Annotated in this window: 14 protein-coding genes and 1 pseudogene; 7 read left to right on the top strand and 8 right to left on the bottom strand. The window is 69.3% G+C overall.

The annotated features are described in order from the left end of the window. Positions 1-59 precede the first annotated feature (59 nt). Both recG and JOE46_RS00875 read right to left on the bottom strand, forming a co-directional pair. Positions 60-2300: an ATP-dependent DNA helicase RecG gene (gene recG, locus JOE46_RS00880; RefSeq protein WP_097212638.1), complete on the bottom strand. Its 2241-nt coding sequence runs from the start codon at positions 2298-2300 to the stop codon at positions 60-62. An 8-nt stretch (positions 2301-2308) separates the two neighbouring features. Beyond that, positions 2309-3943, bottom strand: coding sequence for a DAK2 domain-containing protein (locus JOE46_RS00875; protein WP_245220879.1), 1635 nt, complete (start codon positions 3941-3943; stop codon positions 2309-2311). Between the two features lie 225 nt (positions 3944-4168). Between JOE46_RS00875 and rpmB the strand changes: the two genes are divergently transcribed. From rpmB to JOE46_RS00855, 4 genes and pseudogenes are all read left to right on the top strand, one after another. After that, positions 4169-4360, top strand: a complete 192-nt coding sequence (gene rpmB / locus JOE46_RS00870; RefSeq protein WP_072750141.1) for a 50S ribosomal protein L28 — start codon at positions 4169-4171, stop codon at positions 4358-4360. Between the two features lie 83 nt (positions 4361-4443). Beyond that, positions 4444-5241: an enoyl-CoA hydratase/isomerase family protein gene (locus JOE46_RS00865; RefSeq protein ID WP_097212636.1), complete on the top strand. Its 798-nt coding sequence runs from the start codon at positions 4444-4446 to the stop codon at positions 5239-5241. Between the two features lie 402 nt (positions 5242-5643). Beyond that, positions 5644-5796 (top strand): hypothetical protein, encoded by a 153-nt coding sequence (locus JOE46_RS00860; RefSeq protein WP_179800613.1) that lies wholly within the window; start codon positions 5644-5646, stop codon positions 5794-5796. 305 nt (positions 5797-6101) lie between these two features. Next, positions 6102-7358: pseudogene (locus JOE46_RS00855) on the top strand (DUF222 domain-containing protein); the annotation flags it as partial. A gap of 216 nt (positions 7359-7574) precedes the next feature. Here the strand turns inward: JOE46_RS00855 and JOE46_RS00850 are convergent. Continuing rightward, positions 7575-7916 carry a YciI family protein gene (locus JOE46_RS00850; protein ID WP_097213551.1) on the bottom strand — a complete coding sequence of 114 codons (342 nt, stop codon included), beginning with the start codon at positions 7914-7916 and terminating at the stop codon, positions 7575-7577. Between the two features lie 164 nt (positions 7917-8080). Here JOE46_RS00850 and JOE46_RS26895 point away from each other — a divergent pair, with 164 nt between their 5' ends. Continuing rightward, positions 8081-8734, top strand: a complete 654-nt coding sequence (locus JOE46_RS26895; RefSeq protein ID WP_097213552.1) for a DUF4375 domain-containing protein — start codon at positions 8081-8083, stop codon at positions 8732-8734. Positions 8735-8819: 85 nt separating this feature from the next. On the opposite strand, the gene JOE46_RS00840 is transcribed toward JOE46_RS26895, so the two are convergent. Genes JOE46_RS00840 through JOE46_RS00830 form a run of 3 tightly spaced genes read right to left on the bottom strand, consistent with a single transcriptional unit; the run spans position 8820 to position 11006 of the window. Next, positions 8820-9500, bottom strand: a complete 681-nt coding sequence (locus JOE46_RS00840) for a uracil-DNA glycosylase (RefSeq protein ID WP_097213553.1) — start codon at positions 9498-9500, stop codon at positions 8820-8822. Further along, entirely contained in the window at positions 9500-10021 is a 522-nt protein-coding gene (locus tag JOE46_RS00835; RefSeq protein ID WP_097213554.1) for a gamma carbonic anhydrase family protein, read from the bottom strand. The genes JOE46_RS00840 and JOE46_RS00835 overlap by 1 nt, the downstream gene beginning before the upstream one ends. Positions 10022-10034: 13 nt before the next feature. Then, entirely contained in the window at positions 10035-11006 is a 972-nt protein-coding gene (locus JOE46_RS00830) for a thiamine-phosphate kinase (RefSeq protein WP_179800682.1), read from the bottom strand. Positions 11007-11138: 132 nt separating this feature from the next. Here JOE46_RS00830 and JOE46_RS00825 point away from each other — a divergent pair, with 132 nt between their 5' ends. Beyond that, complete coding sequence (locus JOE46_RS00825; RefSeq protein WP_077041177.1) at positions 11139-11366, top strand: Lrp/AsnC ligand binding domain-containing protein; 228 nt, start codon at positions 11139-11141, stop codon at positions 11364-11366. After that, positions 11345-11968, top strand: a complete 624-nt coding sequence (locus JOE46_RS00820) for a DUF3515 domain-containing protein (protein ID WP_097213556.1) — start codon at positions 11345-11347, stop codon at positions 11966-11968. The genes JOE46_RS00825 and JOE46_RS00820 overlap by 22 nt, the downstream gene beginning before the upstream one ends. Positions 11969-11989: 21 nt before the next feature. Here the strand turns inward: JOE46_RS00820 and JOE46_RS00815 are convergent, their stop codons facing one another. Then, entirely contained in the window at positions 11990-13096 is a 1107-nt protein-coding gene (locus JOE46_RS00815) for a D-alanine--D-alanine ligase family protein (RefSeq protein ID WP_097213657.1), read from the bottom strand. Between the two features lie 82 nt (positions 13097-13178). Continuing rightward, on the bottom strand, positions 13179-14177 hold the full coding sequence (locus JOE46_RS00810) for an NAD(P)H-dependent glycerol-3-phosphate dehydrogenase (protein ID WP_097213557.1): 999 nt from the start codon (positions 14175-14177) through the stop codon (positions 13179-13181). Positions 14178-14218: the final 41 nt, after the last annotated feature.

The following is a 14218-nucleotide window of genomic DNA, read 5'->3' as shown; positions in this document are numbered from 1 at the left end:
ACAGCGCGTAGCGCCCCGTTGGCGCCCGACCGTGGCCGCCGACCAGGGAAGTATGCCGCCTAGGACTTCTCCAGGTACTCGATCTTCTCGGCGTCGATCGCGGCGGTCACCATCGAGGCCAAGCCAGGATGCCGGGCCAGGTCCGGATCGGCGTCGATCACCGCGCGCGAGAACTCGCGCGCGGCGACGATCACGTCCTCGTGGTCGAGCAGCGAGAGCAACCGGAGGGTGGTGGTGCTGCCGGATTGCGCGGCGCCGAGCACGTCGCCCTCGCGCCGCTGGGCGAGGTCGAGCTGGGCGAGCTCGAAGCCGTCGTTCGTGCCCGCCACCGCGGTCAGTCGTTCGAACGGCGGTGAGCCGGGCTTGGTGTCCGTGATGAGCAGGCACAGCCCCTGGTGGGCGCCACGACCCACCCGGCCGCGGAGCTGGTGGAGCTGACTGACGCCGAACCGGTCCGCATCCTTGAGCACCATCACGGTCGCGTTCGGCACGTCCACGCCGACCTCGACCACGGTGGTGCACACCAGCACGTCGATCAGTCCCGCGGTGAAATCGCGCATCACCGCGTCCTTCTCGTCCGCGGGCAACCGGCCGTGCAGCAAGCCGACCCGCAGATCGGACAGCGGACCGAACCGCAGCTCCTCGAACAGCGCCAGCGCCGCCGTCGTGGGCTGCTCCTTCGCGTCGGGGGCGTCGTCGCCCTCGCCGATCCGCGAGCACACCACATAGGCCTGCCTGCCGTCGGCGACCTCCTCGCGGATCCGTTCCCAGGCGCGGTCCACCCACGCAGGCTGGGTCAGAGCGGGCACGACCTTGCTGACGATGGGCGACCGCCCGCTGGGCAGCTGCCGCAGCGTCGAGGTCTCGAGGTCGCCGAGCACGGTCATCGCGATGGTCCGGGGAATGGGCGTCGCCGTCATCACCAGCAGGTGCGGGCTGAGCCCCTCGCGTGCCCGGCCCCGCAACTCGTCGCGCTGCTCGACGCCGAACCGATGCTGTTCGTCCACCACCACCATGCCGAGGTTGAAGAACTCGACGCCGTCCTGGATGAGGGCGTGGGTGCCGATGACGATCCCGGCATCGCCCGTCACCGCCTCCAGCAACGCGGCGCGGCGGGCCGCGACCGACATCGACCCGGTCAACAGGGCCACCCGCGTGGCCAGCTCGTCGGCGCCGAGTTCGCCTGCCATGGCGAGGTTTCCGAGCATCTGCCGCAGCGACCGGGCGTGCTGCGCGGCGAGCACCTCCGTCGGCGCCAGCAGCGCGCACTGATAGCCGGCATCGATCACCTGCAGCATGGCGCGCAACGCGACGACGGTCTTACCCGAGCCGACCTCACCCTGCAGCAACCGGTTCATCGGGTGTGCCCGGCCGAGGTCGGCGGAGATCTCCTCGGCGACCGCGTGCTGCCCCTCGGTCAGGGTGAACGGCAGCCGTGCCTCGAACGCGGCGGCGACACCGTCGGGCTTCGGCGGGCAGGCGGGCGCCACCCGTCCCGCCACCTCGTGGCTGCGCTGCGCCAGCACCAACTGCAGGGCGACCGCCTCGTCGAACCGGAGGCGCTCGCGGGCGAGATCCACCTCGTCCTTCGTCTCCGGCAGGTGCACCGATCGCAGCGCCTCGTCGAGACCGATCAGCCCGTGCTCACGCCGAATCTCCTCGGGCAGCGGGTCCTGCACCTCGTCGAGCTGGTCGAGCACCTGACGGATGCACCGGAGCAGCGTCCAGCTCTCGACCTCGCGGGTCGCCGGGTACAGCGGGATGAGGTTCCGTTCGAAGATCGACATGTCGACCCCAGCGCCCGGATCCTGCGCGCTGCGCGCCATCCCGGCCAGGGCACCACCACCGCGCACCTTGCCCGCGGCCACCACCGAACCGTCGTCCTCGTCACGGTTCGGCAGGATGAGATAGCTGGGATGGGTGAGCCCCAGCTTGCCCCTGAAGTACTTCACGTTCCCCGAGAACATCGCGCGCACACCGGGTTTGATGGAGTGCGCCACCTTTTGCGGGTTGAAGAAGGTGGCGTCGACGCTCTGCTTGTCGGACGTCAGCACCACCTTGAGCATCTTCCCGCTGCGCGACTTCATCGAGATGATCGCGGCCGAGGTCACCGTCGCCAGGATCGTCAGGTGCGTGCCCTCGGGCGGCTCCTTCTCGCCGAGCTCGGCGCCCTGCGTCGCGTACCGGTGTGGGTAGTGCCGCAGCAGGTCCTGCATGGTCTCGATCCCGAACGCCTCCGCGAGCGGCTCCGCGACCTTGCGGCCCAGCAGGTGATCGATCCGATCGGTCAGAGTTGCCATCACACCGCCTATTCGACGCCGAGCTGCAGCAGATCCCCGGCCTGCCCGCCCTCGTAGACCAACACCTCGACGCCCGGGTGGCGCGCCGCGACATGCTCCGAGAGGAGGTCGGCGAAGCCCGCGGGAATCTCTGCCCCCAACAACAAAGTCAACAGTTCGCCGCCGACCCCGAGAACCTGGTCGATCAGGCGCCTGCCCGCCTCGGCCGGATCGGGCGCGATCACCACGACCTCGCGGCCGATCAGCCCGAGTCCGTCGCCGGCCTCGCACGTACCCATCAGGGTGAGCGCCCGCTCCGTCGCCACGCGCAACGATCCCCAGCGCGTCGTCGCTGCCGCCTCGGACATCGCGAACACATCGTCGACGGCGGCCCGACCCGGGTCGTGCACGGCGAGGGCGGCGAGTCCCTGCACCATCGACGAGCAGGGCAACAGCAGCACCTCGTGGCTCTCGTCGCGGGCGGCGACTCCGATGGTCACCAGCTCCGGCGCCGAGAGCGCGCCGTTCGGGAGCACCAGCACCTCACCGCAATCGAGCGCGCGAATCGCGTCGAGCAGCTGATCGGGGGTGACCGGTTCGTCACAGCGGAGCACCATCGCACCCTCCCCCGCGAAGAGGTCGGCGGCGCCGTCACCCGCGACGATCGCGAGAACCCCGCGGTCGGTCGCGCCTGCACGCCTGCCCACCCGCCCGGCACGCGTCTCGTCGAGGGCAAAGCAGGAGATCCGGATGTCGTGGGTGCGACCCGCCGCGAGCCCGGCCTCGACCGCGGGGCCGGGATCCGAGCAGTGCACGTGCACCGACCAGGAGCCCTCACCGTCACCGACGATGATCACCGAGTCGCCCAGCTCACCGAGCCGGGACCGCAAGGTGTCCACCCTTCGCGAGTCGGACCCGGAGAGCAGGTACATCACCTCGTAGTCCTGCTCGCCCGGCTCGTCCGCGCAGGCGGACGGCGGGACGACCACGCCGGGGGTCGCCAGCGTGACCGGCGCGACCACGATGTCCTGGCGCTCGGGTGTCGCCCCCGTGACCACGCCGACGAGCGCGTCGAGGATGACCAGCAGCCCGAGCCCGCCCGCGTCGACCACGCCCGCCGCGCCGAGAACGGAGAGCTGCGAGGGGGTGCGCGCGAGCGCCTCGGCGGCGGCGTCGGCGGCCTCCGTGGCCACCACCGACAGCGCCGCGTCGTGCGGGCACCCGTCCGCCGCCGCGGCGGCGTGCCGGAGCACCGTCACGATCGTGCCCTCGACCGGGATGCTGATCGCCTCGGTCGCCAGCACGGCGGCCTCGTTCAGCGCACCGCGCAGCAGCCGGGCGTCCAGCGGCTCGTCGCCTGCGACCTCGGCGATCCCACGCAGCACCTGGGACAGGATCACACCGGAGTTACCGCGAGCTCCCGCGACCGCACCTCGGGCCAGGGCCGCGGCCACCGCACCCACCGAGGCGGCCGGGCCGACGACCTCGGCGCCTTCGGCAGCCGCGCGCATGGTGAACAGGAGATTCGTGCCGGTGTCCGAGTCCGGGACCGGGAAGACATTGAGGCTGTTGATCTCCTCGCAGCGGGCGACGAGGCCGTCCACGCACCATCGCGACCAACGCAGCAACGCCTCGCCGTCCACGCTGTCCAGGGCAATGAGCAACTCGACTCTTCCTCTCTGCCCTAGTGGGAACTGCTCGGCTCGGCCAGACTATCCTTCTCCACAGACGGTCCGCCCGGCTCCACGTGCGGGACAGGCCGGTTTGGTCAATCAACACGGATACGGTTACTCTTGCAGGGTTGCCTCGCAAGGGTCACTTCGGTGTCCCGTGTTCGTAGGCCAGCACCAAAGAAGATATCCGTACATCAATTCAAGGAGTTCGCGACTATGGCTGCCGTCTGCGACGTATGCGCCAAGGGGCCCGGCTTCGGTAAGTCGGTCTCGCACTCGCACCGGCGTACCAACCGTCGTTGGAACCCGAACATTCAGACTGTCCGGGCCCAGGTTGGACCCGGTACCCGTCAGAAGCTCAACGTGTGCACCTCCTGCCTCAAGGCAGGCAAGGTCGTCCGCGGCTGACGCGTTCCACGCTTTCACGACTGTGCCCCGACACCTCAGGTGTCGGGGCACAGTCGTATCTGCGGCCCCGATATGGTTCATCGGTGACTTCACTCGACGGCCTCAGCCACGTCCGCCTCGAAGGCGACGTACTCCGAATCGCAATCGCCACCGCCGACAACGGCACCTCCCTCGACTTCGACGGGGTGAGCCAGGGCACCACCGCCCTGCAAGCCGTGGCGGCGGGCACCCTCGCCGCGCGCAGCGTCCTGTTGATCGGCGAGGGCGCCAACTTCTGCGCTGGCGGCAACGTCCGGGCCTTCGCCGCCGCCGAGAACCGCGGCGAGTTCGTCGACTACCTCGCGCGCACCCTGCACGACTTCGTCCGCGCGATCGATGCCACCGAGATCCCCGTCGTCGCCGCGGTTCAGGGCTGGGCGGCAGGCGCGGGCATGAGCCTGGTCTGCGCCTCCGACGTCTCCATCGGTGGCCCGTCCACCAAGCTCCGCCCGGCCTACCCCTCGATCGGGTACACCCCCGACGGCGGCATGTCCTGGACGCTGCCGCGGATCGTCGGTATCGCCAAGGCCCGCGAGATCCTGCTCACCGACGCGATCATCGGCGGTGACGAGGCGGTGCGGCTCGGCATCCTGAGCAGGCTGGTCGGCGATGACGAGATCCGCGAAGAGGCACTGCGGGTCGCCCGCACCCTCGCGGCAGGCCCGACCGCCGCATATGCGGGCATCAAGCGCCTGCTCGCCCAGTCGGGTCAGCGTTCGCTGTCCGAGCAGCTGGACGCCGAGACCGCCTCGATCTCGGCCGCGGCCGCAGGCCCGACCGGCCGGGAAGGCGTCGACGCCTTCGTCGAGAAGCGTCGCGCCGACTTCTCCGCAGGCCAGTAGCTCGACCAGCGCTTCCGACAGGTTCACCACGCGCGATAGGAGGCCGGAGGGACTGCTCGCGAGCTGTCCCTCCGGCCCACGTATGCGGTCGGGCCGACTCAAAAGGCCACCCGAGCAACGGGCCCAAGCGTCTACGGGAGTTGGAAAACACCGATCCCGGGACTGACCGGCACCTGAGGCCAGGTGCCGCTCCCGTGCGGGAATACGCGGGCATTGACGTCGGCGATCGAGGCGACCGTGCCGCTACCGGCGACCACTGTCGCGGGGGCGTATCGGCACCACTCGTCCGGCGCGATGGACGCACTGAAGTCAGTGGGCTGTATGGCTCGGAGCACGGTGGTACCGGCCGCACCCGTGGTCAGATTTCGCCAGTTCACCGACACGTCAATACAGTCGAGCGTGGTGATCGAGGTCGTCGTCGGAGGACCGGCCGCAAAGGTGACCACGCCGGGAGCACCCGTCGTGGCCGTCGGCGTCACCGCTGCCAGCTGGTGCGGCACCCAGCATCTGAACCCAACCGTGCTACACGCCGAGACGAACGTCACCGGGACCTGAAACACCGTGGTCGCCGGGGTCGGCATGGGCGGCCCGTCCGCCTGCGCCGCGGCGGGCAAGCCAAGCGGGAACGCCAGACCAGCCGCGGACGCAACGGCCCAGGCGACGAACCGACGACGACTCGCGACATAGCGCATGGCGTGACCCTCCACGACAGAATCCGCCCCGACCTGCTGCAAAGTCAGCGTACTCGCGAGTCCGGACCGCCCCGCCGAACGCTGGTTTGGCCGGCCACGAGATGTGTGCCGACTGGATACGACTTCGTGATGACGTGTCGTGTCGGACCCCCACGCTAGAATTCGAACATGAGTTCGATCGATGACGCCGGGGCTGCGAGGCAGGTGCAGGAACACCTGTCCGCGATCGCCGACGCCGTCGAGGGACTGGGCGACAGCGATTTGACCGGGCTCTCCGACGCCGAGCTGACCGACACCATGCGCTGGTTGGAGAAAACGCTGCGCCGGGCCTCGGCGGTCGGCCACAACCTGATCGTCGAAACGGCCGAACGTTCGCTGCCCGGCAAGCTCGGTCACAAGTCCGTCAACAAGCTGCTCATCGGGGTGCTTCGGATCTCCGCGGCCGATGCCTCCGCGAGGGTCACCGCAGCGAAGTCACTGGGTACCTGGCATGCGCTCTCCGGCCAACCGCTTCCCGCCGATCTGCCCGACACCGCTACCGCGCAACGCGACGGCGACATCGGCCCGGACCATGCCCGCGCGATACGCGAAGTCATCCGCAAGATCCCGCACGCCGTCAGCAGTTCCGACGTCGCCGCCGCGGAGCAGATTCTGGCGGAACTGGCGCGCTCGGCCACACCCGAGGACGTCGAGAAAGCCGGGCACGAGTTGCTCGCGCACCTGAACCCCGACGGCAACCTCACAGACGACAAGGACCGCAAGCGTCTTCGCGGGATCCGCCTCGGCCGGCAAGACCAGAACCTCATGACACCGATCTCCGGGCACCTCGACCCCGAGACCCGAGCGTTGCTCGACCCGATCCTCGCGAAATGGGCGCGGCCAGGGATGAACAATCCCGACGACCCCGAATCACCCACCGGCGCCGCCGAACACCCCAGCGTCGACCGCGACCAGCTTGCCGCCGCCGCGGGCCTCGACACCCGCACCGCCGCGCAACGCAACCACGACGCAGTCAAGGAAGCACTGCGCGCACTCCTCGCATCCGGCATCCTCGGTTCCCATCGCGGGCTTCCCGCGACGACGATCATCACCATGACCCTCGATCAGCTCGAACACGCCACGGGTGTCGCCACCACCGCGTCCGGCGGGATCCTCCCCATTCGAGACGCACTGAAGATGGCCGAACGCTCGCACCCAGTACTGGTGCTCTTCGACCACAACGGCAGACCCCTGCACCTCGGACGTTCGAAACGCCTCGCCACCGCAGACCAACGACTCGCGTTGATCGCCGCCGATCGAGGTTGCACCCGACCCGGCTGCGACGCCCCCGCCACGATGACCGCCGTCCACCACGTCCATGACTGGTCCAAGGGCGGCGCCACCGACATCGGCAGCATGACCCTCGGATGCGACGGCTGCCACGCACTCATCCACGACGGCCCCGGCGGCTGGCAAACCCGCACCGCGTCCAAAGCCTCCGAATACGCCGGACGCACCGAATGGATCCCACCGCCGCACATCGACCCCGAACAGAAACCCCGGATCAACCACCGCCACCACCCGAAAGAGCTCCTCGAACGCGCCCGGCGAAAAGCGCAGGCGCGTCGAAAGACAGCGAGCGCCCACAATGCAGCCGTACGTTCAGCTCGCGGGGTCGTAGTGGAACGCGCGTACCTCCTGCGCGCACTGGCAGGCAACCGCGATCTTCGCAGCCCATTTCAGTGCCGCCTCGCGGGAGGGCAACTCCAGCACCGTGTAACCGCCTTCGAGCTGCTTCGTCTGCGGGTACGTGCCCTCGGTCACCGTGCCATCCCCATCGACCAGGACAGGCGGAACGCTCTCGTCGATTCCACCGCCGAACACCCAGACGCCGGCGTCCTTCGCCTCCTCCACCACCGCGTGCGACGCATCCGACGCTGCCTGCAGAACCTCGTCGGGAAAGTCCATGGCGCCACTCGGGAACGAGATCAGGTACTTCGTCATCGCGTCGACTCCTTCTTGACGTTTCAGGGATCGGATCCAATCCTCGCCCACGCGGCGCGCGCTGCACACAGGAATGAGACCCGACTCGGACCCATTACCCGCACTCTCCGGATCCGACAGGGACGTGTCATCACCCCAGTTCAGGACCTGATTAGGATCTCCGGGTGACAGAGGAACGATTCGACACCAACGGGACTAACCGCATCACCGGCGTCGCCCTCACCGATGCCGCCGTCGTGCTGACCCTCGCCGACGGGCAAACACTCACTGAGCCGCTCCGGCGCCATGTTCGTCTGGAGAAGGCGACACCCGCGGAGCGGGAGCGGTGGGCGCTGACCGATGACGGTCACGGCGTGAACTGGCCGGAACTGTGGGAGCCGAGCCCGGAGGGAATGGTGAGCGTGTGGGAGATCCTGCAGGATCGCCTCTACGACGCCGCACTCGGCCGACTCATGACCGCCGATTGGAACGTGGATGCGATCTCGCCGCGCGACTGCGACCTGGTCGCGCTGTGGCGGGCGGAGGCCGACATCAACAACGGCGGGTTCCTGCAGTTCCTCGGGAACTGGGGCATCCGCAATCACGAGACCGCGGTCACCGCATTGGATGCGATCGGCGCGGCGGCGGCCGCCGGCATCCTGCGGGCGATGTTCATCGTCGTCGAGCCGCACCTCGCCGCAGGCGGGATCGAATCGATCTCGGACATCTACGGCCGCCTGACCGAAGCCGACAACGGACGCCTGGGCGAGCTGGACGAAGCCTTCTGGGAGTACCCAGACCCGCTCACCCGCCTCGTCGTGGAGCACTACGGCCCCTGATCTCAAGGCGAGACAAGCGTTCCTACCTGATGCTCAGTTCCCCCGACACCGTTGCATGAATATCAACCCACGGCGGGGCGATCGCTCAGGAGGGCAGCCGCCAGTCGACCGGCCCCTCCCCCAGTTCGTCGAGGAGCCGGTTGGCGCGGCTGAACGGCCGCGACCCGAAGAATCCACGCCGGGCCGACAGCGGCGACGGATGCGCGGACTCGATCACCGGCACATCGCCGAGCATCGGCTTCAGGGTGCCCGCGTCACGTCCCCACAGGATCGCCACCATCGGCTCGGGCCTCGCGACCAGTGCCCGGATGGCCTGCTCGGTCACGGCTTCCCAGCCCTTGCCTCGATGCGCGGCCGCCCTGCCGGACTCGACGGTGAGCACCCTGTTGAGCAGCAGCACGCCCCGCTCGGCCCACGACGTCAGGTCGCCGTTGCCGGGCGTGGGCAACCCCAGATCCTCGCTGTACTCGGCGAAGATGTTGCCGAGGCTGCGCGGCACCGGACGCACGTCCGGCGCCACCGAGAAGCTCAGTCCCACCGCATGTCCCGGCGTCGGGTAGGGGTCCTGGCCCACGATCAGCACCCGGACGTCACGAAACGGCTGCCGGAAGGCCCGCAGCACGTTCTCCTGAGCAGGCAGGGGGTCGCGGCCCCGCGCGGCCTCGTCACGCACGAACTCCTCCATCGCGGAGATCCGTCCCGCAACCGGCGCCAGGGCCTGCGCCCAGCCCGCCTCCATCAGCTCGTCGAGCGGTCGGGCCGGCATCAGTCGAGACGCCGGAGCGCGTCCCGGTAGAACGCGGCGTTCGCCGAATAGGTCTTCACGTTGATATCCAGGTGCCCCTCGGGCACCTCGTAGCCCTCGCGGATCTTCGCGGGCACGCCGAGCGCCATCCGGCGCGCGGGCACCTCGAACTTGAACGGGATGACGGCTCCGGCGCCGACGATCGCGCCGCTGCCGACCTTCGAACCGTTCAGCACGACCGATCCGGACGCGATCAGGCAGTTGTCGCCGATGGTGGCGCCCTCGATGTGCGCGCTGTGCCCCACCACGCAGCCCGACCTGATCACCGTCGGATCGATCGGGGTGCAGTGGATGACGGTGCCGTCCTGGATGTTGGTGTCCGCGCCGATCGTGATGGTGCCGTAGTCGCCGCGCAGCACCGCCTGCGGCCACACCGAGGCACCCGCGGCCAGGGTGACCGCACCGATCACCACGGCGTCGGGGTGGACGTACGCGTCCGGATGGATGTCGGGAACGCGGTCACCGAGGGCGTAGATAGGCATGCGGGCAATCTATCTAATCGAAGCTCTGCCATCCGCCGCCGCCCGCCCAGGAACGGCCGTCGACCTGCACGCCGTCACCGGCCAGGACCGACCCGATCCGACGCCAACCCGAAGGCAGCGACGCTTCGGCGGGGAAGGTCGCGGCCAGGGCATGGTCCTCGCCACCGGTGAGCACCCAGTCGAGCGCGTCCGCCCCCAGCGCCGTCGCGGCCTCGGAGAGCTCGGGCCCGGGTTCGAGCAGCGCGCTGTCCAGGTCCATCGCGACCCCCGAGGCTGTGCACATGTGCCCCAGATCAGCGATCAGTCCGTCGGACACATCGGTCATGGCGGTGGCCCCTGCGCGCGCCGCAACCGGACCGCTCTCGTAGGGTGGGAACGGAACCTTGTGCGCGGCAACAAGTTCCGGGAAACGATCCGATTCGGCGAGCAACGCGGCCAGTCCCGCCGCCGACCAGCCGAGCCGACCCGCGACGGCCACCTGATCGCCGGGACGCGCCCCGGACCGCAGCACCGGCGCGTGCCCGCCCAGGTCTCCGAGCACCGTGATCGAGACCACCAACTGCTCCGCCTGCACCATGTCCCCGCCGATCACACCCGCACCGAACCCGGCCACCTCGGCCCAGATCCCGTCCGTCAGCGCGTCGGTGACGGATACCGGCGTGCTCGGTGGGCACCCGATCGCGACCAGGAACGAGGTCGGCCAGGCGCCCATCGCGACGATGTCCGCGCCGTTCTGCGCGACCGCCTTGCGCCCCACCTGTTCGGGGGTCGACCAGTCCAGCCGGAAGTGCCTGCCCTCGACCAGCATGTCGGTCGAGGCGACCACCGCGCCGTCCAGCGCCCGCACCACCGCGGCGTCGTCTCCGGGGCCGAGCAGCGTGCTCTCGGGTTGCGCTCGACCCGCCACCGCCCGGTCGATCACCGCGAATTCGCCGATGTCGGCGACCGTGCGCCCGGCATCGGTGCCGCGATCAGTCGATTCGATGACGCACCTCCGAGGAATGAGAACCGGTACCCTTTATCGCAGCCGGGAGTGACCCGACCGTGCAAGTGGCAGGCCAGGGCCACCGCGACTCTACCGAGGTCGCGGGCACTGCACCGAGAAGGGGCGTCAGCGATGCAAGCTTTCGTTCTGATCCAGACCGAGGTCGGCAAGGCCCTGCTCGTCTCCGAGGTGATCAGCCAGCTACCTGGCGTTCTCAGCGCGGAGGACGTCCTCGGCCCCTACGACGTGGTGGTCCGGGTCGAGGCCGCGGACACGACCGAGCTACCAGGCGTGGTGCAGCGGATTCAACGCGTCCAGGGAATCACCCGGACCCTGACATGTCAGGTTGCGGCACACTAGTAACCGTGAACGACCCCGATCTCCCCGATTCCGCTGACGCTCCCGAACCCACAGAACCCCATCCCACCGCACGGCGCAGCCCGGCGCTGATCGCCGTCGCGGTCGCCCTCCCGGTCGCCCTTGTGGTCGGCGTGCTCGTCGCCGCCGTGATCGCCGGACGCGACCCCATCCAGGAGCCGGTCGCGCTCGGCACGGTGCCCGCCCCCGCCGCCGAGTCCCCCGAGTGCGCCGCCCTGATCGCGGCATTGCCCGAGAACCTCGGCGATTTCGAGAGAGCCGAACTGATGGATCCGGCCCCCGTTGGAGCGGCCGCCTGGCAGGCGGACGACGCCAAGGAGGTCGTGCTTCGCTGTGGGGTGGACCGTCCGCTCGAGTTCAACGCGGCATCGCCGTTGACGGTGGTCGACGCGGTGCAGTGGTTCGAGGTTCCCGGCGAAGAAGGACTGGACGCCAGCACCTGGTTCGCGGTCGATCGAGGCGTCTACGTCGCACTGACCGTGCCGCACGGATCGGGTCCGACCCCACTGCAGGACGCCTCGGCCGCAATCACCAGCACTCTGGAGCAGCGGCCGCTGGACCCGGCGCCCATTCCGACCCCATGACCCCGGGCCTGCCGGCCTGCGTCAGCGCAGGCCGGTCCCCCGGGCCAGCGCCGTCTCGACCAGAGTGGACACCAGGGTCCGGTAGTCGATCCCGGCGGCGTCCCACATCCGCGGGTACATCGAGATCGAGGTGAACCCGGGCATCGTGTTGATCTCGTTGATCACCGGGCCGTTCTCGGTGATGAAGAAGTCGACCCGGGCGAGCCCCTGGCAGTCGAGCGCGGCGAAGGCCCGCACGGCGATCGCCCGGATCTCCTCGCTGATCGCGTCGTCGAGCTTGGCAGGGACATCGAACTCGCAGATGTCGTCGAGGTACTTGGTGTCGAAGTCGTAGAAGGCGCCGTCGTCGCCAGCGAACTCCGGCATCCGGATCTCCGCCACGACACTGGATTTCACTGAGCCATCCGGGAATTCGAGGACACCGCACTCGACCTCGCGGCCGACGATGCCCGCCTCGACGATGACCTTCGGGTCGTGTCTGCGGGCCATTTCGATCGCCGCGTCGAGCTGATCCCATGATGACACCCGGGAGATACCGATCGAGGACCCACCGCGGGCGGGCTTGACGAACACCGGGAGGCCGAGCCGCTCGCGATCGGCGGGCGACACCGTCGCGGTGCCCGCGCGCAGCACCACCTGCTCACCGATCGGCAGCCCATCGGCCGCGAGCAGCTTCTTGGTGAACTCCTTGTCCATGCCCGCCGCGCTGGCCAGCACACCGGGACCGACGTACGGCAGGCCCGCGAGCTCGAGCAGGCCCTGGATGGTGCCGTCCTCTCCGTAGGCGCCGTGCAGGACCGGGAACACCACGTCCACCGACGCGAGGACCGCGCCCGCCTCGTCGTTGCTCAGCGACACAAGCGCGCCCGAACGGGTCGGGTCGGCGGTCAGGGTCAGTGCGGTACCCGCCGCGTCGACGGTGGGCAGTGAGCGGCCCGCGATGGTGAGGGCGTCGGGATCCGTCGGACCGAGCACCCAGGCACCGTCGGGGGTGATGCCGATCGGCACCACCTCGTAACGCTCGGGATCGAGGTTGCGAAGCACACTACCAGCGGAAACACAGGAGACCGAGTGCTCACTGCTACGGCCACCGAAGACCACAGCCACCCTCGTACGCGGATTACTCACGTACCGAACCGTACCGTTGGACCAACCGATCTGCCGCGTCAGGTCACCGCTGATCGGGACCGCGCGAACCGTTCGGGCCTGCTCACTCGGGCTTGGTGCGCCGCCCCAGGAGCAGTCCGACGGCATCCGGGACCGACATGCCCTCGTGGCAGACCCGATGAACCGCGTCGGTGAGCGGCATCTCCACGTCGTGACTCGCCGCCAGCGCCCGCACCGAGGTGCAGGACTTCACGCCCTCGGCCACCTGCCCCTTCGTGGCCCGTTGCGCGCTCTCCATGGAGCCGCCCGCACCGAGATGGTGTCCGAAGGTCCGGTTTCGCGAGAGCGGCGAGGAGCAGGTCGCGACGAGGTCGCCGACGCCCGCCAGCCCGGCCAACGTCGCCGGGTTCGCGCCGAGCGCCACCCCGAGTCTGATCATCTCGGCCAGCCCACGGGTGATGATGGTGGCGTTGGTGTTCTCCCCCAGGCCGATCCCCGACGCCATTCCGCAGGCAAGGGCGATCACGTTCTTGCACGCTCCTCCCACCTCGCAGCCGATCACGTCGGAGTTGGTGTACGGACGGAAATACCCGGTGGCGCAAGCCTTTTGAAGGTCCACCGCGCGAACGGAATCGGTGCACGCGATCACGGTGGCTGCCGGCTGGCCCGCGGCGATCTCCCTGGCCAGGTTGGGCCCCGACAGCACCGCCACCCGCGACGGATCCGCACCCGCCACCTGGCTGATGACCTGGCTCATCCGCATCAGTGTCCCGCTCTCGATGCCCTTCGCCAGGGACAACAGCGTCGAATCGGGCTCGATCGACGGCGCCCAGGCACCGAGGTTCTCGCGCAGCGACTGCGAGGGCACGGCAAGGACGACGATATCGGCACCCTCGAGCGCGACGCGATGATCACTGGTCGCCGACAGCGAGGGCGGCAACGCGATCCCCTCGAGGTAAAACGGATTCTGGTGATCGACCGAGATCGACTCGGCCACTTCGGGTCTCCGCGCCCACATCGTGACATCGGTGCCGGCATCGGCCAACACCTTCGCGAACGCCGTCCCCCAGGATCCCGCCCCCAGTACCGCTGCCTTGCTCATGGAATGTCCCTTCCCCTCGCCACCCGCTGCCACCGGGACCC

Source organism: Rhodococcus sp. PvR099 (genome assembly GCF_017833315.1).
Classification (GTDB): domain Bacteria; phylum Actinomycetota; class Actinomycetes; order Mycobacteriales; family Mycobacteriaceae; genus Rhodococcus_G; species Rhodococcus_G oryzae.
Note: the sequence above shows the minus strand (reverse complement) of the source record. Positions and strands in the feature narration are given on the sequence as shown.

What these genes read in the sequence shown, in the direction of transcription:
- recG (WP_097212638.1), bottom strand. Translation starts at nt 2,300, where the DNA reads ATGGCAACTCTGACCGATCGGATCGATCACCTGCTGGGCCGCAAGGTC.
- rpmB (WP_072750141.1), top strand. Translation starts at nt 4,169, where the DNA reads ATGGCTGCCGTCTGCGACGTATGCGCCAAGGGGCCCGGCTTCGGTAAG.
- JOE46_RS00850 (WP_097213551.1), bottom strand. Translation starts at nt 7,916, where the DNA reads ATGACGAAGTACCTGATCTCGTTCCCGAGTGGCGCCATGGACTTTCCC.
- JOE46_RS00840 (WP_097213553.1), bottom strand. Translation starts at nt 9,500, where the DNA reads ATGCCGGCCCGACCGCTCGACGAGCTGATGGAGGCGGGCTGGGCGCAG.
- JOE46_RS00835 (WP_097213554.1), bottom strand. Translation starts at nt 10,021, where the DNA reads ATGCCTATCTACGCCCTCGGTGACCGCGTTCCCGACATCCATCCGGAC.
- JOE46_RS00825 (WP_077041177.1), top strand. Translation starts at nt 11,139, where the DNA reads ATGCAAGCTTTCGTTCTGATCCAGACCGAGGTCGGCAAGGCCCTGCTC.
- JOE46_RS00820 (WP_097213556.1), top strand. Translation starts at nt 11,345, where the DNA reads ATGTCAGGTTGCGGCACACTAGTAACCGTGAACGACCCCGATCTCCCC.
- JOE46_RS00810 (WP_097213557.1), bottom strand. Translation starts at nt 14,177, where the DNA reads ATGAGCAAGGCAGCGGTACTGGGGGCGGGATCCTGGGGGACGGCGTTC.